The organism is Pseudomonas sp. BN414, assembly GCF_029871275.1.
Classification (GTDB): domain Bacteria; phylum Pseudomonadota; class Gammaproteobacteria; order Pseudomonadales; family Pseudomonadaceae; genus Metapseudomonas; species Metapseudomonas resinovorans_C.
Window position 1 is genome coordinate 39,166 of record NZ_SSOL01000070.1, and the last position, 22,634, is coordinate 61,799.

General features: G+C 64.3%; 24 protein-coding genes. 16 read left to right on the forward strand and 8 right to left on the reverse strand.

Translation table 11 applies throughout. The annotated features are described in order from the left end of the window. The first annotated feature begins 2 nt into the window (after window positions 1-2). Genes E8E95_RS17435 through E8E95_RS17445 form a run of 3 tightly spaced genes read left to right on the forward strand, consistent with a single transcriptional unit; the run spans window position 3 to window position 3,264 of the window. Window positions 3-776 carry a capsule biosynthesis GfcC family protein gene (locus E8E95_RS17435; protein ID WP_280352231.1) on the forward strand — a complete coding sequence of 258 codons (774 nt, stop codon included), beginning with the start codon at window positions 3-5 and terminating at the stop codon, window positions 774-776. Further along, window positions 773-2,872, forward strand: coding sequence for a YjbH domain-containing protein (locus E8E95_RS17440; protein WP_280352233.1), 2,100 nt, complete (start codon window positions 773-775; stop codon window positions 2,870-2,872). The genes E8E95_RS17435 and E8E95_RS17440 overlap by 4 nt, the downstream gene beginning before the upstream one ends. Continuing rightward, complete coding sequence (locus tag E8E95_RS17445; protein ID WP_280352235.1) at window positions 2,869-3,264, forward strand: VanZ family protein; 396 nt, start codon at window positions 2,869-2,871, stop codon at window positions 3,262-3,264. Before E8E95_RS17440 ends, E8E95_RS17445 begins: the two co-directional genes overlap by 4 nt. 195 nt (window positions 3,265-3,459) lie before the next feature. Here the strand turns inward: E8E95_RS17445 and E8E95_RS17450 are convergent, their stop codons facing one another. After that, window positions 3,460-3,762, reverse strand: a complete 303-nt coding sequence (locus tag E8E95_RS17450; protein WP_280352237.1) for a helix-turn-helix transcriptional regulator — start codon at window positions 3,760-3,762, stop codon at window positions 3,460-3,462. A 102-nt stretch (window positions 3,763-3,864) separates the two neighbouring features. Here E8E95_RS17450 and E8E95_RS17455 point away from each other — a divergent pair, with 102 nt between their 5' ends. Both E8E95_RS17455 and E8E95_RS17460 read left to right on the forward strand, forming a co-directional pair. Continuing rightward, window positions 3,865-4,176: a hypothetical protein gene (locus tag E8E95_RS17455; RefSeq protein WP_280352240.1), complete on the forward strand. Its 312-nt coding sequence runs from the start codon at window positions 3,865-3,867 to the stop codon at window positions 4,174-4,176. A 508-nt stretch (window positions 4,177-4,684) separates the two neighbouring features. After that, a complete protein-coding gene (locus E8E95_RS17460) occupies window positions 4,685-5,623 on the forward strand; it encodes a class I SAM-dependent methyltransferase (RefSeq protein ID WP_280352242.1) in 939 nt (312 codons plus the stop codon). Window positions 5,624-6,242: 619 nt separating this feature from the next. On the opposite strand, the gene E8E95_RS17465 is transcribed toward E8E95_RS17460, so the two are convergent. The 7 genes from E8E95_RS17465 to E8E95_RS17495 all read right to left on the reverse strand — a co-directional run bounded on the left by E8E95_RS17465 (window position 6,243) and on the right by E8E95_RS17495 (window position 11,830). Then, window positions 6,243-7,130 carry a transporter gene (locus E8E95_RS17465; RefSeq protein ID WP_280352244.1) on the reverse strand — a complete coding sequence of 296 codons (888 nt, stop codon included), beginning with the start codon at window positions 7,128-7,130 and terminating at the stop codon, window positions 6,243-6,245. 75 nt (window positions 7,131-7,205) lie between these two features. Beyond that, a complete protein-coding gene (locus E8E95_RS17470; RefSeq protein WP_280352247.1) occupies window positions 7,206-8,267 on the reverse strand; it encodes a phenol 2-monooxygenase domain-containing protein in 1,062 nt (353 codons plus the stop codon). A gap of 10 nt (window positions 8,268-8,277) precedes the next feature. After that, window positions 8,278-8,637: a phenol hydroxylase subunit P4 gene (locus E8E95_RS17475; protein ID WP_280352249.1), complete on the reverse strand. Its 360-nt coding sequence runs from the start codon at window positions 8,635-8,637 to the stop codon at window positions 8,278-8,280. A gap of 57 nt (window positions 8,638-8,694) precedes the next feature. After that, on the reverse strand, window positions 8,695-10,221 hold the full coding sequence (locus E8E95_RS17480; RefSeq protein ID WP_280352251.1) for an aromatic/alkene/methane monooxygenase hydroxylase/oxygenase subunit alpha: 1,527 nt from the start codon (window positions 10,219-10,221) through the stop codon (window positions 8,695-8,697). A 35-nt stretch (window positions 10,222-10,256) separates the two neighbouring features. After that, window positions 10,257-10,526 (reverse strand): MmoB/DmpM family protein, encoded by a 270-nt coding sequence (locus E8E95_RS17485; protein ID WP_280352253.1) that lies wholly within the window; start codon window positions 10,524-10,526, stop codon window positions 10,257-10,259. Next, window positions 10,523-11,518 (reverse strand): aromatic/alkene monooxygenase hydroxylase subunit beta, encoded by a 996-nt coding sequence (locus E8E95_RS17490; RefSeq protein ID WP_280352256.1) that lies wholly within the window; start codon window positions 11,516-11,518, stop codon window positions 10,523-10,525. Before E8E95_RS17490 ends, E8E95_RS17485 begins: the two co-directional genes overlap by 4 nt. 54 nt (window positions 11,519-11,572) lie before the next feature. Next, on the reverse strand, window positions 11,573-11,830 hold the full coding sequence (locus tag E8E95_RS17495; RefSeq protein ID WP_120653214.1) for a phenol hydroxylase subunit: 258 nt from the start codon (window positions 11,828-11,830) through the stop codon (window positions 11,573-11,575). A gap of 382 nt (window positions 11,831-12,212) precedes the next feature. Between E8E95_RS17495 and E8E95_RS17500 the strand changes: the two genes are divergently transcribed. The 11 genes from E8E95_RS17500 to E8E95_RS17550 all read left to right on the forward strand — a co-directional run bounded on the left by E8E95_RS17500 (window position 12,213) and on the right by E8E95_RS17550 (window position 22,582). Further along, window positions 12,213-13,916 carry a sigma-54-dependent Fis family transcriptional regulator gene (locus E8E95_RS17500; protein ID WP_280352259.1) on the forward strand — a complete coding sequence of 568 codons (1,704 nt, stop codon included), beginning with the start codon at window positions 12,213-12,215 and terminating at the stop codon, window positions 13,914-13,916. A gap of 90 nt (window positions 13,917-14,006) precedes the next feature. Beyond that, window positions 14,007-14,441: a 3-isopropylmalate dehydratase gene (locus tag E8E95_RS17505; RefSeq protein ID WP_280352261.1), complete on the forward strand. Its 435-nt coding sequence runs from the start codon at window positions 14,007-14,009 to the stop codon at window positions 14,439-14,441. Window positions 14,442-14,736: 295 nt separating this feature from the next. Further along, the gene (locus E8E95_RS17510) at window positions 14,737-15,495 is read left to right on the forward strand and encodes a sulfite exporter TauE/SafE family protein (RefSeq protein ID WP_280352263.1); all 759 of its coding nucleotides are present in this window, start codon (window positions 14,737-14,739) and stop codon (window positions 15,493-15,495) included. Between the two features lie 226 nt (window positions 15,496-15,721). Continuing rightward, window positions 15,722-15,964, forward strand: a complete 243-nt coding sequence (locus E8E95_RS17515) for an exodeoxyribonuclease VII small subunit (RefSeq protein ID WP_179061839.1) — start codon at window positions 15,722-15,724, stop codon at window positions 15,962-15,964. After that, window positions 15,961-16,848 (forward strand): (2E,6E)-farnesyl diphosphate synthase, encoded by an 888-nt coding sequence (ispA, locus tag E8E95_RS17520; protein ID WP_280352265.1) that lies wholly within the window; start codon window positions 15,961-15,963, stop codon window positions 16,846-16,848. Before E8E95_RS17515 ends, ispA begins: the two co-directional genes overlap by 4 nt. A gap of 116 nt (window positions 16,849-16,964) precedes the next feature. Then, window positions 16,965-17,900, forward strand: coding sequence for a 4-hydroxyproline epimerase (locus E8E95_RS17525; protein WP_280352267.1), 936 nt, complete (start codon window positions 16,965-16,967; stop codon window positions 17,898-17,900). Next, on the forward strand, window positions 17,897-19,015 hold the full coding sequence (locus tag E8E95_RS17530; RefSeq protein WP_280352269.1) for an FAD-dependent oxidoreductase: 1,119 nt from the start codon (window positions 17,897-17,899) through the stop codon (window positions 19,013-19,015). Before E8E95_RS17525 ends, E8E95_RS17530 begins: the two co-directional genes overlap by 4 nt. Next, entirely contained in the window at window positions 19,012-19,248 is a 237-nt protein-coding gene (locus E8E95_RS17535; protein WP_280352270.1) for a (2Fe-2S)-binding protein, read from the forward strand. The genes E8E95_RS17530 and E8E95_RS17535 overlap by 4 nt, the downstream gene beginning before the upstream one ends. Further along, a complete protein-coding gene (locus tag E8E95_RS17540) occupies window positions 19,245-20,489 on the forward strand; it encodes an FAD/NAD(P)-binding oxidoreductase (RefSeq protein WP_280352272.1) in 1,245 nt (414 codons plus the stop codon). The genes E8E95_RS17535 and E8E95_RS17540 overlap by 4 nt, the downstream gene beginning before the upstream one ends. A 263-nt stretch (window positions 20,490-20,752) precedes the next feature. After that, window positions 20,753-21,499, forward strand: a complete 747-nt coding sequence (locus E8E95_RS17545; protein WP_280352274.1) for an AraC family transcriptional regulator — start codon at window positions 20,753-20,755, stop codon at window positions 21,497-21,499. A gap of 261 nt (window positions 21,500-21,760) precedes the next feature. Continuing rightward, complete coding sequence (locus tag E8E95_RS17550) at window positions 21,761-22,582, forward strand: transporter substrate-binding domain-containing protein (RefSeq protein ID WP_280352276.1); 822 nt, start codon at window positions 21,761-21,763, stop codon at window positions 22,580-22,582. The last annotated feature ends 52 nt before the right edge of the window (window positions 22,583-22,634 follow it).

Consider the following 22,634-nt stretch of genomic DNA (forward strand, 5'->3'; position numbering starts at 1 on the left):
CAATGAGCTTGCGCCCTTCCTGGCTGCTGCTGTGCAGCGCACTTTTCGCCTACGCCGCAAATGCCGCCCCGACTGTGACGGTCGAGGGTGATGCCGCCGCGCCCGGCCAATTTCCCGTGGAGGCCATGACTCGCCTGCACGATGTGCTGCTGCCCGCCCAGGTCAGCCCCAATGCCTATCTGTTGGGCGCGGCCTGGCTGCATCGCCCGCTTCGCCAGGAGCAGACGCGCCTGAAGTTGGGTGTCCTGTTCGACCTGGCCACCCTCGAGCGCAACGCACTGCTGGATAACCGCCCGGCCCTGGCTGAACTGGCCAGGGGTCTCACGTCCAAGGTCCAGGCGATGCCGGTAACCGGCCGCCGCGTGGCGGAGTTGGACCCGGTGAAGGTGGAACTCAACCACGAGTACAACCTTGAACTCAGCGCTGGCGATCGCCTGATCTACCCGACGCGCCCCGCTTATGTGCGAATTGAGGGCGCAGTCCTGGCCGAGTGCCAACTGCCCTTTGTGCCCATGCAAATGGCCAGGGATTACCTGGAAGCCTGCCCCCGGCATGCAGAAGCCGACCTGGATGAACTTTTTGTGGTTCAGCCCGATGGTCGCGTGCAGCGCCAGGGCATTGCGCTGTGGAACCGCACCGATGCACCACCGCCACCCGCGCCTGGCGCACGCATCTATGTACCCGTACGCGGTGCCGGCCTGGGTGACCCAACGCCAGACCTGAATGCCGAGTTCGCCACCTTCATTGGCACTCAGCCGCTGGAGGTGGCCCCGTGAAGCGCCATTTGCTCCCGTGCCTGCTGCTCGGCTGCGCGACCTGCACCCAGGCTGAACCTCGCTATACGCAGAGCGATTTTGGCGGCGTAGGCCTAATGCAAACCCCCACCGCACGCATGGCTGAGGCGGGCGAACTGTCGGTGAACGCCAACCGTACCGCCCCCTACAGCCGCTACAGCGTGTCCTTCCAACCTTTCGACTGGCTGGAGGGTAGCTTCCGCTATACGGCGATCAGTAACCGGAAATACGGTCCGGAAAGCCTCAGCGGTGATCAAAGCGCAAAAGACAAGGCAATCGACGCCAAGGTACGACTCCTCAAAGAGAGCCACTGGCTGCCAGAGTTGGCACTGGGCGGCCGCGACATCGGCGGTACTGGGCTCTTCTCCAGTGAGTACTTCGTGGGTAACAAGCGCTTGGGGGATTTTGACCTGAGCCTCGGTCTGGCGTGGGGCTATATTGGCAACCGAGGGGATATTGATAACCCGTTCGGTTTGCTGGATGACAAGTTCGACGACCGCCCAGGACCTGACGCAGACGTTTCCAATGCTGGTGAATTCAACGGCAATACCTACTTCCGAGGTAGTCCAGCCTTCTTCGGCGGAGTGAACTACCAGACGCCCTGGGAGCCGCTCTCGCTCAAGCTGGAATACGAAGGCAACGACTACCAGAAAGAACCTCTGAACAACAACCAGGTGCAGGACTCCCCCATCAACCTGGGCCTGGTGTTCAAGGCCAGTGACTGGGTAGACCTGCACGCTGCCTGGGAGCGCGGGAACACCGCGATGTTCGGCATTACCCTGCACACCAACTTCGCCACCCGCAAGGCGCCGACCAAGAGTTTCGACCCGCCGGCCGAGAAGGTCCAGGCCAGCATGCCCAAGGTAGCGCCGGAGGATGTGAAGTGGGCCGGCGTGGCCCAGCGCCTGCGCAACAACGCCGGCTACCGGGTCGAGCGTATTACCCAGCGAGACTCCGAGCTGATCGTCTACGGCGAGCAGACCCGTTACTTCCATGCTCCCAAGGCTGTGGGCCGTGCCGCGCGCATTCTCGACAACAGCGTGAACGACGAGATCGACTGGTTCACCGTGGTCGACAGCCGCAATGGCATGGCCGTGCAGGAGATCAGTCTGCCCCGCGAGACCTTCCGCGAAGTGGCGCAACAGGATCGACCGGTGGAAGACCTGCGCCGCGTCACCGAGCAAAACGCGCCCGTGCCCCACCAGGAGAAGGAGCTGTTTGCTCAGGAGCTTTCGCCCTTCACCTACGGCCTGGGCCTTGGCTACAAGCAGAACGTCGGCGGACCTGACGGTTTCGTGCTCTATCAGTTCACGGCCGATCTGAATGCCGAATACCGCTTCCAGCGCGACCTTTGGTGGAACGGCACGCTCAGCGCGAACTTGGTGAACAACTTCGACAAGTTCAAGTACACGGCGCCAAGTAATCTGCCGCGCGTGCGGACGTTCATCCGCGAGTACATGACGACCTCCGACGTGACCATGCCCACCTTCCAGCTGAACAAGGTGCGTCAGCTGGACGAAGACCTCTACGGCATGGCCTACGGTGGCTACCTGGAATCCATGTTCGCGGGTGTGGGCGGCGAGCTGCTCTATCGCCCGATGGGCGAGCGCTGGGCCATTGGCGGCAACTGGAACTGGGTGCAACAACGTGATTTCGAGCAGGATTTCGGCCTGCGTGACTACAACGTGATGACTGGCCATGTGACTGGCTACTACCGCTTGCCCTTCGAGGACATCCTCGCCGCCGTGAGCGTGGGCCGTTACCTGGCCCGTGACTACGGCGTGACCTTCGACCTGTCCCGCGAATTCCGCAACGGGGTGCGCTTCGGCGCCTGGGCAACCTTCACCAACGTCACCAAGGAAGAGTACGGCGAAGGTAGTTTCGGCAAAGGCATCTACTTCTCCATTCCCTTCGACGAGCTGATGACCAGCTCCACCATGCGCCGGGCCAACCTGGTGTGGTCGCCGCTGACCCGTGACGGTGGCGCTTCGCTGGGCCGCAGCTACTCGCTCTATACCCTGACAGAAGGACGCAACATCGACATGTTCCACAGCAACTTCGACAAGGTGGTGGAATGACGGACTCACGGATCACCTGGCTGGCGCGGATTGCCTTCGGCCTTGTGCTGCTGGTGGTCCTGGTGGCCGGGTTGAGCAGCGACCCGGTGCCCGAAGCCTTCGATAACCAGGACAAGCTGCACCACTGGGCGGGGTTTGCCTGCCTGACCCTGAGCGCCTGGCTCGCCTTTCCCCGCATCCGGCTGGTGTGGTTGTTCATTTGGCCCTTGCTGGTTTCAGTGGGCATCGAACTGGGGCAGGAGCTGTTGCCGTTGCGCACGGCCTCCTGGGCCGATATCGCCGCCAACGTGCTGGGCGTGCTGAGCGGGGTCCTGTGCGCACTGCTGCTGCGCAGGTTCAGGCCGATGGATCAGACGGACCACCCCGGCAAGCCTGAGTCTGATGCCTTGTAAGGACGCCCTCCTTGGCATTCGTAGGGTGGAAATCGCTTTTTATTTCCACCATTCGGAATCCCGATCTAGCTCGATGGTGCGCTTCCACAGTCAACCGGGTGAGCCTGGATTGGCATCGATGGTGGATGGAAGAGCGCCATCCACCCTGCAAGGCTTTGCCGAGAGCGCGTGACCCAATTGATCACGCGCTGAAGCTTACTCAGCCATCTTGGTAATCAGTTCCAGCACTTCACTGCGCTTCGTTGCAGGCATCCTGTGAAAGAGCTGCAGAAGCACCGCCATATCGTCATCAGCAGCGTAGAAGTAGGCCTCCGGCAAATCGAGGACCGCAGCAATCTGGCGCACGACGACGATGTTGGGCTCGTGCTTGCCCTTTTCGTACTGGTTCATCCGCGCGCTGGCGGACATGGGGTCAATCTCCGCCAAAATGCCCAAGCGTTCCTGGGACAGGCCTGCAGCCTTGCGCGCTTCTTTCAGCCTCCTGGCGAAAACGGACATTTCCTAGCCCTCAAAAGGCTAAGAGATTCTTAGATTGGGCTTGATCAAACACTAAGACATACTTAGTTTTTAGCTTTCATAGCGATTCAGGAAGCAAACGCGATGACCCACTTCAAGCCCCTCCCCCAACCCTGCAAGGACGTGCTCTTCTTCAACGCCTCCGCGCCAGCGGGTGATCTCTTCGACACCGCAGACCTGCGCATGAGCGCTGCGCTCAATCTATTGCGCCTGTTGGAGTTCAGCGACAGCCAGGACTTTACCCAGCACCAGGTTGCGCGGCTGTCCGCTTCCATGAGCGTGCTGCTTGATGACGCCCGCGTGCTCTACGAGGCGGCGCACCAGCGGTGGATGCGGGCAAGCCAGGGCGGTGAAGTCTGTGAATCGGTAAGAAATCCTGAACCATCGGTTCCCTGACTCTTGAACCCGGAATTCGGCTGGTCAGGCCGACCGCCCCGGCGAGCCTGCCCTTTAACGACTCCAGCTAACTGGTTCATCTAGATCTCGGCCCCTCGGCAGAAAGCCTGAACCAACCTCCCCTCGCGCATCCCTAATCCTTTGAACCCTGCTTTTCCACAAGGAATGGCCTGGCCATTCAAAGGAGAACATCATGCGTTCCGCCCTGCTCTGGCTTATCGGCATCCCCATCCCGATCATCATCCTGATCGCCCTGCTCTGGTAAGGAGCCTTGCACCTGCACCCGGGTGTCACGGCCCGGGTGTGCAGTCTCTTCTTCGTAACGTGAACTTCAACTTCATGCGCCGTCGATGGCCCGAAGCCTTGCGCTCTTCCCGTACGTCCATCACCGCCTCACATCCCTGCTGAACGCGACACACTGGCGAAGTGCCGCCCGCCTGGCCACGCAAACCTGACGGAATGCTCGGGGTAGAATGCCGCCCCCGCTCACTCCCGAACCGCCCCTGCCATGAACCTCGACGCTATCGCCACCCTCGAACAGCAACTGATCGCCGCCCTGGAGAACCTGCCGGACGAAATCCGCCGCATCTTCCATGGCCGTGGACGGCGTTGGGCGGGGTTGGAGCAGGTCACCGTCGACTGGTTGCAGGGCGTGGTGCTGGTGTCGCTGTTCCGCGAAGTCGACGAAGATGAGCTCGCTGCACTGCGAGCCACGCTGCTGCACCTCACCGAGTCACCGGCCTGGCAACGCAGCGGTGCTCGGACATTGCTGCTACAGCACCGCTATCTACTGGAGAGCACGGTCGAACTGCTGTGGGGCGACGCGGTGGATGAGTGCGTGGTCAGCGAGGCGGGCCTGCGCTTCAAGCTGGACCTGGGCAAGAAGCAGAACAACGGCCTGTTCCTCGATATGCGTTATGGCCGCGACTGGGTTCGCGCCAACGCGCAGGGCAAGCGGGTGCTCAATCTGTTCGCCTACACCTGCGGCTTTTCGGTAGCGGCCATCGAAGGTGGCGCGGAGCATGTGGTGAACCTGGATATGGCCAGCTCGGCGTTGAGCCGAGGGCGGGACAACCATCGGCTGAATGGCCATGACCTCAGCCGTGTGAGCTTTCTCGGCCATGAGCTGTTCAAGTCCTGGGGCAAGGTGAAGAAGACCGGGCCATACGACCTGGTGATCATCGATCCGCCCTCCTTCCAGAAAGGCAGCTTCGCCCTGACCCGCGATTACCAGAAGATCCTGCGTCGCCTGCCGGAGCTGCTGACCGAGCACGGTGTGGTGCTGGCATGCGTGAATGATCCTGCCATTGGGCCGGACTTCCTCGTTCAGGGGATGGCGGCGGAGGCTCCGGAATTGCGCTTTGTGGAGCGGCTGGAGAATCCGCCGGAGTTTGCGGATATCGATGAGGATGCGGGGTTGAAGGCGTTGGTGTTTCGGCGGGGCTGAACCGCGCGGGGCTCAACCTCCCTCTCCCCCGGCCCCTCTCCCTGAAGAGGAGAGGGGTGACTCGCGCCGGCGACATCGGAGTCCGCCGGTTGGTATCGCGTTGGGCTTCGCTTCGCTCTGCGCCAACCTACGATCTGGCATGGACGCGACCCAATACCGCGCCGGGGCTTCGCAACCCTCACCCCAACCCCGCTCTGCGCCCCAGCCTGATCGCTTCGCGCTCAGGCGTTCATCGGCACCGGAAGCAGTGCTTCCGAAAGCATGCCTCTTCACCCCAGAGGGAGAGGGGGCAGTTTGTGCCAGCCGGGCCGTCCTCCGCTTTTCCTGTAGGGGCGAATTCATTCGCCAAGCAGGCCGCAGGCCTGCCGTAGGTTGGTCCGAGGAACGAGGCCCAACAATTCAGATTTTCAAATCCCTGCAACCCCCTATCCCCCTCACCCCAACCCCGCTCTGCGCCCCAGCCTGATCGCTTCGCGCTCAGGCGTTCATCGGCACCGGAAGCAGTGCTTCCGAAAGCGTGCCTCTTCACCCCAGAGGGAGAGGGGGCTGTCCGTGCCAACGTACGTTCAACCTGTAGGGGCGAATTCATTCGCCAAGCAGGCCGCAGGCCTGCCCCGACCTAGAACGGCACGGTCAACTTCAGCCAGTAGGCATCGCCTTCCGCGCGGTTGCGCACCTGGGTTTCCTGTTCCCATTTGGCGGTGAGGAACCAGCCGTCCTTGTTGCTGTACATGATCGACGGGCCGATGGAGAAGGCGCGGCCCTTGTTGTCGTCGATGCGGTCGCCGTCCTGGCGGTCGTCGGTGGTCTGGCGGTAGTAGTAGCCGCCCACGCCCAGCACCCAGCCATTTCCGAGGCCCCAGCCGACGGCATAGTCGAAGTGGAATTCCTGGCCGGAGCGGTAGTCGGTGGCGGGGTTTTCCTGGTTGAAGTCGTACATCAGTTTCACGCTGGCGTTGAGGCCGGCGGGGTCGACATAGGAGATCGCCCACACCGGCTCCACGGTCCAGTAATTGCGCCCGATGTTGGCCAGATCGCCACGGTCGTATTCGCCCGAAGGTGCGATGAAGTCCAGGGCGAAGATGCTGTGCAGCTTGTCGCTGTGATGAAAGCCCAGGGCCGGGCCGAAGATGATGTCACCCAGGCCTTTCTTGCTCTGGGACTGGCCGTTCACTTCCACCTTCAGGTCGACGAAGGGAAACAGAGCCGCGAAGGCCAGGTTGCCGCCGAACAGCTGCTGCTCGCTCACCCAGATCAGGCGTGGAGCGATGACGTTGGCGCGCACGCGGAAGTCCACGGGTAGGCTGTCGCCATCGTTGCCGCGCAGGGTGTCGGCCTCGTAGTGAGTGGAGAACACCTGGCCATAGAACCCAGGTGGCGGCATGGCACCGGACATGTAGTTCTCGGCGCCCATCGGGTAGGTGGAACCGCCTCCTTCGGTGGCGTGAGCCACCTGGCCCAGGGCGGCGAGGATGCAGCAGGAAAGGACACGCAATTTGGCGCTCATCAGCAATACCTTCTTGTTTTTATGGGCGTGAGCCGCCGTCCGCGCACAAGGCGCGGAGCGGCGGATAAAGCTGGGTCAGATGCGTTTGAACAGGGCTGAGCGGGTGCTCTCGCCGGCACCATCGGCGGCGGTGAGGAAGCGCTCCATGAAGATGTCGCGCTCGAACAAGCGCCCCTGCATCAGTGCGGTGATCGCGGCGTCGATCATCGGCGGCGGCCCACAGAGATAGGCCTTGTTGCCCGTGAAGCGACCGTCGAAGTGCTTCTTCGCCGCGTCATGCACGTATCCGCGGAAGCCGGTCCACTCGGTATCCTCCGCGGCCTGGCTGAGGGACGGCACGTAGGTGAAGTTCTCGTGCTCTTCGGCCAGGCGCTCGAAGAGTTCGCGGTTGTAGAGTTCGGCACGGGTGCGGGCGCCCTGGAACAGGGTCATGCGTCGCGTGTCCCCCTGCTCCAGCAGGTCGAGGATCATCGACTGCGGGCTGGAAAGGCCCGAGCCTCCGGCGATGAAAATCAGGTCACCAGCCTGCGAGCCACGCACGAAGAACTGGCCATAGGGACCGGAGAGTTCGAGCGCATCGCCCACCTTCAACCCGCCATGGATGAAGCCGGTGGCTTGGCCGCCCTCGACCAGGCGCACGTGCAATTCCACTTCGTCCGCACGGCTCGGCGGGTTGGCCAGTGAGAAAGCGCGAGTACCGTCGATACCCGGAATCTGCAAGTTGATGTACTGCCCGGCCTGGAAATCCATGGGGCGATCCAGTTTCAGGCGCAGGCCCTTGATGGTGGGCGAGAGGTCGTCCAGCGCGATCACCGTTGCGCGGTGGTCCTGCACGGCGTGGCCGGCGAAATCCGGGTCGACATCGATGTCGGCCTCGATCACCAGGTCGCTCTGCGGGATGGCGCAGCACGCCAGAACCTTGCCTTCGTCGCGCTCCATGTCCATCAGGGCGAAGGGCGAGGCGGCGCCGATGTCCACCTCCCCTTCCAGTACCTGCAGCTTGCAGGTGGCGCAGGTGCCGTGGCCGCAGGCGAAAGGCAGCCAGACGCCCTGGCGCAGCGCGGCCTGGAGGATAGTCTGGCCTTCTTCGACTTCGATCTGCTCGCCAGTGGGTTCGATGGTGACCTGGTAACTCATGGCGACCTCCTCAGTTGAAGCTGCCGTTGAGGCCGTCCAGGCCAGGGGTGGAAAGACGCAGCAGGCTCTTGTGGCCGATGCCGTTGGCGGCCAGCCCGGCCTTCAGGTCAGGCTGGAAATCGGCGTCATCGAGGCGCCAGATCGCACGGGAGAAATCCACCTTCGCCGCGTCCGGGTGCGCCGCGATGGACGGCTTGACCACCTGTTCGATGAAGTCGCCAAAGGGCATGTCCGGCGGCAGCGGCAGGGTGAAGGGCGCGCAGAACATCAGGTGGCGTTCCCAGCAGAGGTACACCAGTTGCAGGCCGTTGAAGTTTTCCTGGCGGTCCAGGGATTGCGCCGCATAGGCGCCGATGGCAGTCACGGGCATGACGCTGTCCTTCTTGTAATGGGGGAGTTGGCGGGCGCGTGGCACCCGCCTCGGGGCTCAGCCGGCCTTGGGGAGGTCGGCGGGCTTGTCGCCCTGCCACTCGCGCCAGCGTTGGTGCTCGGGCGAGTCCTGGTAGTCGAAGTTGTCCTGGCCGAAGGCGATGTTGTAGTAGTCGCGCACCACCGCCTCGACATCGGCGCCGCCGCAGTTGCCCTGGAGAATCTGGTGCACCGGCAGCCAGGCCTGGACGTACTTCTCCGGCTCATGCTGGAAGATGTCGCAGCAGCCGTCGGAGCAGAAATGGAAGCGCTCGCCGCCGTGCACCACGCTGCGGTGGCTCAAGGTCGTATCCGCATCCGGCTCGGTGAAGGACAACGGGATCTGGCAGATCTGGCAGAGCATCGGCAGCGTGTTGTTGTAGAAGCGCTCGCCACGTGCCTGCATCTCGCGCCACTGCTCGTAGCGGGGGCGGTAGATGCGGTCGAAGGTGTCCGGGTACTTGGCCGAGAGCCAGTCCAGTTCCTCGTCCGTGGGAATCCAGGTGTGGAAGTTGGTGGCCTGGCTGTACTGGTAGAAAATCGACCAGGCCTGGTGGCTGATGTGTTCCTTGCCGATGGTGGTTTGCTCGACGTACTTCGGCGGGCGAATGCCGTAGCGCTCCAGGTCCTTGAACAGCGCGCCGCCGGCCTGCTCGTAGTACACCTCCCAGGCCTCGGCCCAGGACATGACTTTGTTCGGCAGCATGTAGTCCATCATCATCCCCACCAGCGTCAGCAGGCGGTATCCGCGCCAGAACCACTTGTCGATCCAGCGCTGGATGATCGGCACGTTGTCCTCGTGCTGCTCCAGCAGGAACTTGATCACTTCCAGCCCCAGCGTCATGTGCCGGGCCTCGTCGGACTGCGCCGAGAAGCCGAAGGTGACGGTGGCCATGTCGCCGTTGTAGGCGGCGCCGGACATGAAGGGCACGAACAGCAGGTTGGTCAGCACGTACTCGAACGAGAACGAGATGGCCGTGAGGAACTCGAACGGGCCCGCAGTGCGTGCGTCTTCGAAGAAGGACTTGGGCACGGAGAGGAACCACACCCGGTCGTGCATGTGGGCGAAGTCATGCAGGCCGTTGAAGTGCTTGTTGTAGTGGCTCATGGCGTGGATCTGGGTCTGCACATGGCGCAGTTCGTCGATTGCCTGCATCTGGCAGGCGACCCGCGCCCCGGCACCGCCAAAGTGCCGGCCGACACGGGCGAAGCCCTGGTAGGCCTGGTACTCCAGCGGCGTCACGCCGCAGAGGAACAGCTTCAGCGCGTTGACGTAGCGCGCGTCAGACAGATTGGTATGGCCGTTGTTCTGGGAGAAGGCGTCGAAGATGGCGTAGAGCTTCTTCTCCTTCTCAGCCTGGTATTTCCAGTAGGCATCCATGGTCAGGCGGAAGGGGTCCTCCCACTTGTCCCAATCGGTGATCTTGATGCCCTCGAAGCGCTCGTAGGGGTAGATGTCTTCCTTGGTCTGGTAGCTGGGCTCCCAGGCCAGGTCACGGGTCAGACAGCGGTACTTGTCTTTCTGGTTCAGGCGTTTGGCGGCCATGGTGGCTCTCCCGATTCTTGTCGTTATGCGCGGATTCAGTTCCAGTGCAGGGCGAAGCGGTCTTCGTCTTCCTCGACGTTGCCGCCGAGGGTGATGACGTCGATGAGCATTTCCTGCACGTCCCACTCGCGGCCGAGCTTCTCTTCCACCGTGGTGCGGTTGATCTCCAGGCGGCCTTCGGCCTGGATGCGGATCATGGCCGGCTGATGCTGGATCTCGGCGTGGGGGTTGTCCTGGACGATGGCGTCGACGATGTAGCGGGCGTTGTCGTTGTCCTGGAAGGCGATGTAGACGAGGGAAGTCATTGCGCGGCTCCTGCAAGGCCGAGTTTCTTCAGGCGGGCGGCGAACTCACCGGCCACGGTGTCCAGGGCCGCAGTGCCAAGGCCGACTTCGGCCAGCGGCGCCAGGGCTTCAAGCGCACGGGCCTGCCACTGGGCGATCCAGCCTTCGATCAGATCGCGGTTCTCGATGTTTTCGCTGGCGACGGTTTTCACCAGGGCATCGACCCAGCGCTGGGTCTCGGCGAACCAGAGGCGCATGAACTCGGTGAGCATTCCCACCTGACCGGCACCCTGGGCGCAGAGCTGCTCGTCGAACTTGTGGAACATGAGCGGGTAGAGCAGGCCGTCGCTGACCAGGTTCTGCGCCAGGGTCAGCTCGAACCAGTCACGCACCACCAGCGTGTCTTCCACGTAGCGACGCAGGCCCTGCCAGGCCGGGTCCTGCAGCCACTGCTGCTTGGCCTCGGCGAGCAGGTCGGTGCCGCCGTCGTCGAGCATCAGGCCGATGCGCGACAGGTACTGGGCGATGCCGAGACGGTCCATGGCGTGGAACATATGCAGCTGGGTCAGGCTGGTGCCGAAGCCGTCAGCGGCGATGCCGCTGTTGTTCATGTTGGCGCCGAGTTCGGCGTGGCGCAGGGGCAGCAGCAGACGGGCGATCTGCTCGCGGCTGGCGGCATCGAGGCCGGCAAGCAGGTTGCGCTTCTCGCAGAAGGCGTAATCGTGTTCGGCGTTTTCCTGCATCCTGGCGCGGGTCTGCACATAAGCGCCGTAGTAGAACTGGCGCGGGTCGCTGACGGCGTACCAGTCGGCCATGCGCACCGCGGTGCGGGTGGGGTCGTTGAGCAGCTTGTCTGGCTGCCAGAGCGGGCGGTAGTGGAAGTTGGTGGCCGCCTCGATGTCGAAGCTGGCCTCCTGGTAACGGCTGGCAGGCTTGTCGCCGAAGCGCCGGCGAGTGTGGCTGAAGGTCTGGCGGATCGGCTCGGCCGTTGCCGTCTTGATCTCGATGCTCATGCAGGGCGTCCTGTACTTGTTGTTGTGGGGAGTCGACGCGTCGTGGTCAGGCCATCAGTCGGCCTGATCGCGGCTCTCGCCGTAGCGCCACTTCTCCATGTCGGCGTCGATGGCTTCGGCCATCTCCGCATCCATGTGCTGAACCCGGTTCTGCTCGCAGAAGCTGGTGAAGGCGGCGCGCGGCAGAACCAGCTCGACGAAGAGGTCGGGATAGCCGATGGCGAAGTCGAACTCGACGAAGACGGCGTCGGGCTCGCTGCGCACCCGGACGTAACGCGGCAGTTGATCGAAGCGGGTCTGTTGCTGGCTCATGCAAGGCAACTCCATGGGCGGGTTGCCAGGGCTAGAGCAACGCCTGTGCCAGGGGCTGTAACTCTCCTGAAAAATAGACATAAGCCTTTGTTATTTAGTGTTTTTTGTGGAAAGCAACGAAGACAGCAAGCCTCGACAACACCGGAATCTGGCTGAAGGCTCTTCACCATTTGCTCAATCGCCGGAGTGCACTTGAGCAAATCACCAATCCGCCTTACCCCGCTCGCGACGGCGATTGACATTTCACTGGCTTTCAGGCCGCTTAGAAAAAGAGCGCGGCCCCTCCTTGCGTCCATCGGCCGCCCGGTCGAACCATCCAAACCGCCCGCCTGAGCGGTGGTTCGCCAACTCCCCGTACAAGAACAATCTGGGGTGCAACACGATGAAAGTTGATTACAAGGCGTCGGAGCACAGCCCAACGCTGAAAGACCTGACCGACCGGGTCCATTTCCTCGGCAACGAGGGCAAGATCTGGCTCGACGAGCAGCGCATGCTCCTGCTCCAGTCCGCCGCCATGGGCTCATTCCGCCGCGAGCTGGTGGACATGCTCGGCGAAGAACGCGCCAAGGGATTTTTCCTGCGCCTGGGTTACCAGTCCGGCCTGAAGGACGCCGAACTGGCGCGCAAGCTGCGCCCCGATGCCGACGCGGTGGAGATGTTCCTCACCGGCCCGCAGCTGCATTCGCTCAAGGGCATGGTCAAGGTCAATCCGCTGGAGATGAATATCGACATCGAGAACGGCCAGTTCTACGCCGACCTCGAATGGCAGAACTCCTACGAGGTGGAAAACTGCCGCGCCGAAGGCATGTCATCCGACCAGCCGGTGTGCTGGACCCTGCTCGGCTACGCCATCAGCTACTCGTCGTTCTTCCTCGGTCGCCAGGTGCTCTACAAGGAGGTCAGCTGCCGCGGCTGCGGCGACTCGCGCTGCCGCATCATCGGCAAGCCGGTGGAGGAATGGGAGGACGCCGAGGAGTTCATGCGCTACTTCCAGTGCGACCCCATCATCGAAGAACTCCAGGCCCTGCAGGTGCAGGTCGCCAATATGCGCCAGCGCCTGCAACAGGATGCCGGTCAGTACTACGGCATCGGCAAGGCGCCGCTCTATCGCAAGGCGTGCACGCTGATCGACAAGGCCGCGCCAGGCAAGGCTTCGGTCCTACTGCTGGGCGACACGGGCGTCGGCAAGGAAGTCATGGCGCGTTCGCTGCACCTGCGCAGCGAACGCGCCAGCGGCCCCTTCGTGGCCCTGAACTGCGCCGCCATCCCGCCGGACCTGATCGAGGCCGAGCTGTTCGGTGTCGAGCGCGGTGCCTACACCGGCGCCCAGCAGTCACGCATGGGCCGTTTCGAGCGCGCCAATGGCGGCACCCTGTTCCTCGACGAGGTGGTGGAACTCACGCCTCGCGCCCAGGCCAGCCTGTTGCGGGTATTGCAGGAGGAAGAGCTGGAACGGGTGGGCGACTCGCAGACGCGCAAAGTGGATGTGCGCGTGATCGCCGCCACCCATGAGGACCTGGCCAAAGCCGTGAAGGAAGGCCGTTTCCGCGCCGACCTCTACTACCGGTTGAACGTCTATCCGGTGTTCATTCCCTCGCTGCGCGAGCGCAAGGAAGACATCCCGCTGCTGGTGGAGCACTTCCTCTCACGCCTGCACACCGCGTACGGCAAGATGACCCTGGGGCTTTCCGACCGGGCCCTGGAAGCCTGCATGCGCTACGACTGGCCGGGCAATATCCGCGAACTGGAAAACCTCATCGAGCGTGGCGTGATCATCACCGACGCCAACCAGAGCATCAGCGCGGATGCGCTCTTCCCGCACCTCTCCCACGAGGCCCATAGCATTGGCCTCTCCAGTGACGGGGCGCTGGTGGAAGCGACGCCGAGTGTCGAGCCCGACTGGGTGGAGCGCCTGATCGACAGCGGTGTCAGCCTGGACACGGTCGAAGAGGCGCTGATGCAGGGGGCGATGAAGCGCACCCAGAACAATGTCTCGGAAGCCGCACGCCTGCTCGGCATGACCCGCCCGGCGCTGGCCTACCGTTTGAAGAAGCTGCCGACGGAGGATGCCGCGGGCCAGCGCTGAAGTCCGCACCGGGCTTTTCCATGGCAAAGCCGGAAGCATCCACTAGAGTTCCAGCATTGCTCGATGTTCGCTCCGCCCAAGGAGGGCTCCATGCGTCTGACCTGTGCCGCTGTTTCTCTGTTGCTGCTCGCCGGTTGCTCGTCCTACCGGGCCGAGCCGCAACACATCGCCCCGGTCCCGGCCGACCGTTTGCTGGCATTCCAGCAGCCGGTGGAGGGTGGTGGGCAAATCGTGGTGAACCGCGACATGGGCGGGTTGGGCAGCGGCTGCTACATCGCCGTGCATGTGGATCGCCAGTTGGCGGCGCGCATCGGCATAGGCGAGGTTGCCAGCTTCCAGGTGCCGCCGGGTGACCGCATCGTCGGCATCGGTATCGACGAAACCGACGACACGCTCTGCGCCAAGGGCCGGCTGCGTCGTGAGAAGGCCGCCCACGTGGAGGTCGGACAAAGCGAACATTTCCGTATCGTCAGCGACAACCGCGAAGGTTTCGCCCTGCTGGCGGATGACCCGAAGGCACAATGAAAGAGGCCGGAAGCGGGACGACTGAACCCGATTCCGGCCTGACGCTAACGCGTGGATCTCTGCCTTGTCACCTTCCGCAGTTACTGCCCGGGAAGGCTTGTGGAGTGGGCTTCCTTTCGCTTACCGCCCCCGCCCCATACGAGTTGTTGAAAGCATACTGCTACCGCGAACACGCGCGTCTCCATTTATCAGCGATTCGGCTCACTGGTCGGCGGCCAAACGGGCGGTCGACCGTTCGCCCGTCCTTTGCCACCGTTCACTCCCGGGGGTAACCTGCCGGCTTTTGCGCACGAACATGAGCCTCCACGATTTCTTCCTGCTATTGGTCGCCGGCTTCGCCGCCGGGGGCATGAATGCCCTTGCTGGCGGCGGTACGTTTTTCTCCTTCCCCGCCCTGCTCGCGGCCGGCCTGCCACCGGTCACGGCCAACGCTACCAACGCCGTGGCCCTGTGGCCTGCCAGCCTCGCTGCCAGTTGGGCAGCGCGCGAGCAACTGCGACCCCTGGGGCGTTACGTGGTGCCACTGGTGCTGGTGTCGCTCCTGGGTGGGCTGGGCGGCGGCCTCCTGTTGCTGGCCGGTGGCGATGAGACCTTTCGCCGGCTGATTCCCTGGCTGCTGCTGGCCGCCACCCTGCTGTTCGCTGCCAGCCCCTGGCTGAGCAGGCTGATCAACCGCCAACGCAGCGCGGGTGAGCTGCCGCCCCACGGACTCGCCAGCCACCTGTCCCATAGCCTTGTGGCCATCTACGGCGGCTACTTCGGCGCGGGCATGGGCATCCTGCAACTGGCGGCCTTTTCCATCGAAGGCCATCCGCTGCTGCGCGCCAATGCGTTGAAGAACCTGCTGTCCAGCACGATCTACAGCGTAGCGGTGGTGACCTTCGTGGTGGCTGGCAGGGTGAGCTGGAGCGAGCTGGCGGTACTGCTGGGCGCGGCCAGTTGCGGCGGCTACTGCGGCGGTGCGCTGGCGCGGAAACTACCGACCCGATGGTTGCGCTGGCTGGTGATTGCGGTGGGGACGGGGATGACGGTGTATTACTTCGCCATCACCTGATCCGGACTCCCTTGTAGGGTGGGCTACCTGTGGGGGCGAATTCATTCGCGATGGAACGCGCAGCGTTCCCCTGAGGCGGTCGGGCAACCCTGCGGGCTGCTTAGCGAATGAATTCGCCCCCACAATTGAATCCCGCCCCGGGGAGCAACCATCCGCCCCCTTCATTTGCCCGCAAGGTGCGCCTCTGCTAGTGTCGCGCCCGATTCGACCTCCGCGAGACAGCAACATGGCCCGCAAGAAAGCCGCCCCCGATTTCGAACAGTCCCTCGCCGAACTGCAGACCCTGGTGGAACGCCTGGAAAGCGGCGAGCTTTCGCTGGAGGACTCCCTCAGTGCCTTCGAGCAGGGCATCCGCCTGACACGCGAATGTCAGGCCTCCCTGAACCAGGCTGAGCAGAAGGTGCAGATCCTCCTGGAGCGTGATGGCCAGCTGGAAGAAGCGCCCTTCGACGCGGACGAGCAAGCATGATTTCCGGCTACCAGGCCCGCTGCCAGGAACGCGTGGACGCGGCCCTCGCCGAGCTGTTCATCGCTCCGCTCGCCCCGCTGGAACGTCTCTACCAGGCCATGCGCTACAGCGTGGTGAACGGCGGCAAACGTGTGCGCCCGTTGCTGGTCTACGCGGCCTGCGAAGCGCTAGGTGGCGATGTGGCGCGCGCTGATGCCGCCGCCTGCGCGGTGGAGTTGATCCACGCCTATTCCCTGGTGCATGACGACCTGCCGGCCATGGACGACGACGATCTGCGTCGTGGCCAGCCCACCACCCATATAGCCTTCGATGAAGCGACCGCCATCCTCGCCGGCGACGGCCTGCAGGCGCTGGCCTTCGAAGTGCTGGCCGACGCCCAACGCAATCCGCACGATGCCGAAACCCGCCTGGCGATGATCGCCAGCCTCGGTCAGGCCGCAGGTCCCGCCGGGATGGTGGGTGGCCAGGCGATCGACCTGGGTTCGGTAGGGCTGAAGCTCGATCAGGCTGCACTGGAAACCATGCACAGGCACAAGACCGGCGCGCTGATCGAAGCTAGCGTGCGCCTCGGTGCCCTGGCCAGCGGCCGTGCCGACCCTGCCTCCCTGGCGGCGCTGCGCATCTACGCCCGCGCCATCGGCCTGGCCTTCCAGGTGCAGGACGACATCCTCGACGTGGAGAGCGATACCGCCACCCTGGGCAAGACCCAGGGCAAGGACCAGGCCCACGACAAGCCCACCTACCCTTCCCTGCTCGGCCTCGATAACGCCAAGGCCTATGCGCTGGAACTGCGCGACCAGGCCCTGCGCGCCACCGCCAATCTGGGCGATGCCGCCGAGCCGTTGCGCGCGCTGGCGCGTTACATCGTCGAACGGCGCAGCTGACCGCCCTATCCGGCCTGTGCCGATTTCGTCACGGGCCGAAATGAAATCCCTCAAGCCGCCAAGGCTCCTGCGGCGCCACCCTTGCCAGGAAATTTCCACAGCAGGGGAAGGCGTCCATGAAGAGCATCCGCGTTATCGATTCGCACACCGGCGGTGAACCTACCCGCCTGGTAATCGACGGTTTCCCTGACCTTGGCCGGGGAAACATGGCTGAACGCCGGTGCGTTCTCGCCGAGCGATTCGATGCCTGGCGCGCCGCCGCTGTGCTCGAACCTCGTGGCAGCGACGTGCTGGTGGGTGCCCTGCTCTGCGAACCGCAGGACTCGAGCGCCTGTGCCGGAGTCATCTTTTTCAACAACACCGGCTACCTCGGCATGTGTGGCCACGGGACCATCGGCCTGGTCGCATCGCTGGCCCATCTGGGGCGCATCCAGCCTGGCATTCACCGCATAGAAACACCGGTCGGCACGGTGGAAGCCACGCTGCACGAGGATCGTTCGGTCAGCGTGCGCAACGTGCCGGCCTACCGTTACCGCAAGGACGTCCATCTGGAAGTGCCGGGCATCGGCCAGGTGGTCGGCGACATCGCCTGGGGCGGCAACTGGTTCTTCCTGATCGCCGAGCACGGCCAGCGGGTGGCCAGTGACAACCTCGAAGCCCTCACCGCCTATACCTGCGCCGTGAAGCAGGCCCTGGAGGACCAGGGTATTCGCGGCGAGGACGGTGGCGAAATCGACCACATCGAGCTGTTCGCGGAGGACGCCGATGCCGACAGCCGAAATTTCGTGCTCTGTCCGGGCAAGGCTTACGACCGCTCCCCGTGCGGCACCGGCACCAGCGCCAAGCTGGCTTGCCTCGCGGCCGACGGCAAACTGGCCGCAGGCGACCCCTGGCGCCAGGCGAGCGTCATCGGCAGCCAGTTCGAGGGGCGCTTCGAGTGGCTGGAAGGCGGTCGCATCGTGCCGACCATTCGCGGCCGCGCCCACATGAGTGCCGAAGCCACTCTCCTGCTGGAAGAAGACGATCCGTTTGCCTGGGGCATTCGCCTGTGACAGCCGACGTCATCGTCATCGGCGCCGGCATCGTCGGTAGTGCCTGCGCCTATGAGCTGGCCCAACGCGGCATGAAGGTGCTGGTCCTGGACAGCGGCCAGGGTGGCGCCACCGGCGCCGGAATGGGCCATCTGGTGGCCATGGACGACAGCCCGGCAGAGCTGGCGCTCTGCAGCTACTCGCTGGACCTCTGGAGGCAGTGGACCGCTCGGCTTGATGACACCTGCGCCTATCGCAACTGCGGCACCCTGTGGCTGGCGGCCAATGAGGCGGAGATGCACGAAGCGGAACGCAAGGCCGCCACCCTCGGCGAGCAAGGGATCGCCTGCGAGATGCTCGACGCGAACCGGCTCCAGGCCATGGAGCCCATGCTGCATCCGGGCCTCAAGGGCGCCCTCAGAGTCGGTGGCGACGGCATTCTCTACGCGCCGAACACCGCCCAGTGGCTGCTCCACCTGGGGGGCAACGCCATCACTCGCGAGCGTGCCCGGGTCAGCGCCATCCGAGGTTCTCGTGTGCGCCTGGACAATGGTCGCCAACTCGACGCCGGTGCGGTGATTCTGGCCAACGGCATCCAGGCGCCAGCGCTATGTCCGGGTCTGCCGATTGCGCCGAAGAAGGGTCATCTGCTGATTACCGACCGCTACCCCGGCCAGATCCATCACCAGTTGGTGGAGCTGGGCTATGCCAGCAGCGCCCATGCCAACAGCGGGACATCGGTGGCCTTCAACGCACAACCACGACCTACCGGGCAGATCCTGCTGGGCTCGTCGCGCCAGTTCGACACGCTCGATCCCCGGATCGAAGGTCCGGTCCTCGGCCGCATGCTGGCCAGGACGCTGGAGTACCTGCCGGGCCTTGGCAACCTCAACGCCATTCGCTGCTGGACCGGCTTTCGCGCCGCCACACCGGATGGCCTGCCCATCATCGGCCAGCACCCCGAACAGCCAGGTCTCTGGCTAGCCGTCGGACATGAGGGGCTGGGCGTGACCACGGCACCCGCTACCGCACGGCTGCTGGCGGCCGGGCTGCTCGACGAACGCCCTCCCCTTTCCAGTGCTGCCTACGGCCTGGAGCGTTTTTCCCGCGTGCTCGCGGCAGGAGCAGAAGGATGATCGAACTCAGCCTGGACGGCCGCAGCGTGCTCGTCACGGCGGGCACCACCGTGGCTGCCGCGCTCGCCCGATGCGGCGACGGCAGTTGCCGCACCTCGGTCAGCGGCCAGCGCCGAGCGCCCTTCTGCGGCATGGGCATCTGCCAGGAGTGCCGGGTGACCATCGACGGCCAGCGACGCCTGGCCTGCCAGACCCTGTGCCAGGCAGGCATGCGGGTGGAGACGCAAGCATGAAAGTCGACCTGCTGATCATCGGCGCCGGACCCGCTGGCATGGCGGCGGCCCTGGCTGCCGCCCCAAGTGGCGCGCGCATTGCCGTGATCGATGACAACCCGGCCCCCGGCGGCCAGATATGGCGGGACGGACCGCAGGCGCACCTGCCCGAAAAGGCCCGGACGCTGCGCCGGTCCCTGGCGGAAGCCGGCAACGTCCAGGTGTTCAGCGGCACCCGCGTGGTCGCCCTGGCCGGGACCAAGCGACTGCTGCTGGAAGACGCCGAACGCGGTTGGACGCTGGCCTACGACAAACTCATCCTCTGCACCGGTGCCCGCGAGCTGCTGCTGCCGTTTCCCGGCTGGACGCTGCCCGGCGTTACCGGTGCCGGTGGTCTGCAAGCGCTGGTCAAGGGCGGCCTCTCCGTGGAGGGAGAACGGATCATCATTGCTGGCAGCGGTCCGCTGCTGCTGGCCAGTGCAGCGACCGCCCGCAGTGTCGGCGCCTCGGTTCTGCGCGTGGCCGAGCAGGCCTCACTCACGGCCCTGGCCGGGTTTTCCGCCCGCCTGCTGCGTTGGCCGGGCAAGGCCATGCAAGCCGTGGGACTGCTGGATTTCGGTTACCGCCCGTCCAGTCATGTGCTCGCCGCCCTGGGACGCGAGCGCCTCGAAGCCGTGCGCCTGCAACAGGGCACCCAGGTGGTGGAAATCCCGTGCGATCGCCTTGCCTGCGGTTTCGGCCTGATTCCCAACACCCAGCTCGGCGAGTTGCTGGGGTGCCGCGTGGAGCAACGGGCCATCGCCGTGGACGAATGGCAGGCCTGCAGCCTGGAAGATCATTTCGCCGCCGGTGAATGCACAGGTTTCGGCGGCAGCGAATTGGCCCTCGTCGAGGGAGCCATCGCCGGTCATGCCGCCATCGGCAGGCGTGACCTGGCCCGTGCGCTCCGGCCGGAACGGCACCGTTGGCAGGGCTTCGCCGACGCGCTGGCGCGAGGTTTTGCGCTCGATCCAAAGCTCAAGGCGCTGGCGCAACCGGATACCCTGGTCTGCCGCTGCGAAGACGTGCCATTCGCCGAACTGGCCAACCGCGGCAACTGGACCGACGCCAAGCTGCACAGCCGTTGCGGCATGGGAGCTTGCCAGGGGCGGGTATGTGGCGCTGCCGGCCAGTTCCTGTTCGGCTGGACGCCCCCCGCGCCACGTCCGCCGCTATCGCCGGCGCGAATCGAAACACTGGCGTCTCTGGAATCGGAGGGCTGATCGCATACCGGTAAAGCATGATCCACGCATACCTTGGCGAATGAATTCGGCGGCACTTGTAGGTTGGGTCGGGCGGCGCTCCGCGAGGAACGAAACCCAACATTTCGCGGCTGATGCCGGGCCGATTGGGCCTCGCTGCGCTCGGACCAACCTACGGGGCCGCTGCGCGGCCCTTGGCGATTGAAATCGCCCCCACAGAAAAGCAGGCCCGAGGGGTGGATTGACCTTGTAGGATGACAACGTCGACAGAGGCACAGTGCGTCATGAAGCTCGAACACCTTCCCTCCGCCCGCAACCTCCCCACGCTGCTCGACAGCCTGGAGCAGATCGCACCGCTGCTGGATGCCATGCCCGACGTGGTGTTCTTCATCAAGGACCCGCAGGCGCGCTATGTGCTGGTCAACCAGACCCTGGCCCAACGCTGTGGCCTGAAGAACAAGGATGCCCTGCTCGGGCGCACGGCCGAGGAGGTGTTCCCCACGCGCTTCGGGCCGCATTACACCGAGCAGGACCGCCGCGTGCTGGATGGCGGCGAGCCACTCAGCGACCAGTTGGAGTTGCACCTCTATCCCGGCCGGCAGCCCGGCTGGTGCCTGACCCACAAGCTGGCACTGCGGGACATGCAGCAGCGGGTGATCGGCATGGCGGGTATTTCCTACGACCTGCAGGCCCCACAATCCAGCCACCCCGCCTATCAGCGGCTGGCAGCGGTGGACGCCTACATCCGTGAGCATTACGCCGAGCCCGTCAGCCTGGAGCAGTTGACCGCCATCGCGGGGCTCTCGGTCGCCCAGTTGGAGCGACTGTGCAAACGCATCTTCCTGATCACCCCACGGCAAATGATCCACAAGGCCCGTCTCGGCGCCGCCAGCCAGCTGCTTGCCGGCGACCTTCCCATCACCGAAATCGCGCTCAGTTGCGGCTACACCGACCACAGCGCCTTCAGTCGCCAGTTCAAGGCCCTCACCGGCCTGTCCCCCAGCCAATACCGCGACACCTGTCGCGGCTGATCCGCTCGGCTCTCCCGCTCTAGCCATCGGCATGGCCGCCTCGCGCGCCATGCCTGTTCGCGCTCGTCCGGCGAAAACGTCGCTGTGCTGATTTCGTCATGACCCCTACGGAAATCCATCAAGCCGCAACCGGTCCACAAGGGCGACGCTTGAGCCATCGATTCGACCTCAGGAGCCCAGCCGAAAAACGCCGTACCGGGAGAAAGCGACACCCTTTACAACCACCTGCAGTACCAACACACACGACTTACGAGGCCCACGATGAACAACAATAAAGCCCTTGTCCTGACGCTCAGTGCTGTACTTGGCTCGACCCTGGCGCTCACCGCCCAGGCCGACAAACTCGACGACATCATCGAATCCGGAAAGCTGCGCTGCGCGGTCACGCTGGACTTCCCGCCCATGGGTTTCCGTGACGGGGACAACGCCCCGGCAGGCTTCGATGTCGACTACTGCAAGGACCTCGCCAAGACCCTGGGCGTGGAGGCCGAAGTGGTCGAAACGCCGTTCCCCGACCGTATTCCCGCTCTGGTTTCCGGCCGCGCCGACATCATCGTCGCCTCGACGTCCGACACCCTGGAACGCGCAAAGACGGTCGGTCTGACCATCCCCTATTTCGCGTTCCAGATGGTGGTACTGACCCGAGATAACGCAGGTATCAAGGGCTACGACGACCTCAAGGGCCGCTCCGTTGGCGGCCCGGCGGGTACCTACGAAGCCATTGCCCTGGAAAAGGACGTCAAGCAATGGGGCGATAACAAGGGCGCCTTCCACGCCTACCAGTCGCTGGCCGACGCCGTGCTCGCCCTGAGCCAGGGGCAGATCGACGCCACCACCGTGACCTCCACCGTCGCCTCCTCGCTGATCAAGTCCGGCAAGTACCAGGGCCTGACCATCGCCGGCACCGCGCCCTACGACATCGACTACGTCTCCCTGGGCGCCAAGCGCAACGAGTACGGCCTGCTCAACTACCTCAACCTCTTCGTCAATCACCAGGTGCGCTCCGGCCGCTACCAGGAACTCTTCACCCAGTGGGTCGGCGGCGATGCTCCGGTGCTGACCGCCAACGGCGTTTACCGCTAAGCGCGAGGACCTGGCCGGTGGCGTCACCACCGGCCGGGCTCCACAGAGGAGT

Bases quoted from the DNA above. Each gene is read 5' to 3' on its own strand.
- E8E95_RS17535 (WP_280352270.1), top strand. From the start codon at position 19,012: ATGATCGAACTCAGCCTGGACGGCCGCAGCGTGCTCGTCACGGCGGGC.
- E8E95_RS17545 (WP_280352274.1), top strand. From the start codon at position 20,753: ATGAAGCTCGAACACCTTCCCTCCGCCCGCAACCTCCCCACGCTGCTC.
- E8E95_RS17445 (WP_280352235.1), top strand. From the start codon at position 2,869: ATGACGGACTCACGGATCACCTGGCTGGCGCGGATTGCCTTCGGCCTT.
- ispA (WP_280352265.1), top strand. From the start codon at position 15,961: ATGATTTCCGGCTACCAGGCCCGCTGCCAGGAACGCGTGGACGCGGCC.
- E8E95_RS17475 (WP_280352249.1), bottom strand. From the start codon at position 8,637: ATGCCCGTGACTGCCATCGGCGCCTATGCGGCGCAATCCCTGGACCGC.
- E8E95_RS17525 (WP_280352267.1), top strand. From the start codon at position 16,965: ATGAAGAGCATCCGCGTTATCGATTCGCACACCGGCGGTGAACCTACC.
- E8E95_RS17435 (WP_280352231.1), top strand. From the start codon at position 3: ATGAGCTTGCGCCCTTCCTGGCTGCTGCTGTGCAGCGCACTTTTCGCC.
- E8E95_RS17515 (WP_179061839.1), top strand. From the start codon at position 15,722: ATGGCCCGCAAGAAAGCCGCCCCCGATTTCGAACAGTCCCTCGCCGAA.
- E8E95_RS17495 (WP_120653214.1), bottom strand. From the start codon at position 11,830: ATGAGCCAGCAACAGACCCGCTTCGATCAACTGCCGCGTTACGTCCGG.
- E8E95_RS17540 (WP_280352272.1), top strand. From the start codon at position 19,245: ATGAAAGTCGACCTGCTGATCATCGGCGCCGGACCCGCTGGCATGGCG.
- E8E95_RS17465 (WP_280352244.1), bottom strand. From the start codon at position 7,130: ATGAGCGCCAAATTGCGTGTCCTTTCCTGCTGCATCCTCGCCGCCCTG.
- E8E95_RS17505 (WP_280352261.1), top strand. From the start codon at position 14,007: ATGCGTCTGACCTGTGCCGCTGTTTCTCTGTTGCTGCTCGCCGGTTGC.
- E8E95_RS17480 (WP_280352251.1), bottom strand. From the start codon at position 10,221: ATGGCCGCCAAACGCCTGAACCAGAAAGACAAGTACCGCTGTCTGACC.
- E8E95_RS17460 (WP_280352242.1), top strand. From the start codon at position 4,685: ATGAACCTCGACGCTATCGCCACCCTCGAACAGCAACTGATCGCCGCC.
- E8E95_RS17500 (WP_280352259.1), top strand. From the start codon at position 12,213: ATGAAAGTTGATTACAAGGCGTCGGAGCACAGCCCAACGCTGAAAGAC.
- E8E95_RS17510 (WP_280352263.1), top strand. From the start codon at position 14,737: ATGAGCCTCCACGATTTCTTCCTGCTATTGGTCGCCGGCTTCGCCGCC.
- E8E95_RS17490 (WP_280352256.1), bottom strand. From the start codon at position 11,518: ATGAGCATCGAGATCAAGACGGCAACGGCCGAGCCGATCCGCCAGACC.
- E8E95_RS17450 (WP_280352237.1), bottom strand. From the start codon at position 3,762: ATGTCCGTTTTCGCCAGGAGGCTGAAAGAAGCGCGCAAGGCTGCAGGC.
- E8E95_RS17550 (WP_280352276.1), top strand. From the start codon at position 21,761: ATGAACAACAATAAAGCCCTTGTCCTGACGCTCAGTGCTGTACTTGGC.
- E8E95_RS17470 (WP_280352247.1), bottom strand. From the start codon at position 8,267: ATGAGTTACCAGGTCACCATCGAACCCACTGGCGAGCAGATCGAAGTC.
- E8E95_RS17485 (WP_280352253.1), bottom strand. From the start codon at position 10,526: ATGACTTCCCTCGTCTACATCGCCTTCCAGGACAACGACAACGCCCGC.
- E8E95_RS17455 (WP_280352240.1), top strand. From the start codon at position 3,865: ATGACCCACTTCAAGCCCCTCCCCCAACCCTGCAAGGACGTGCTCTTC.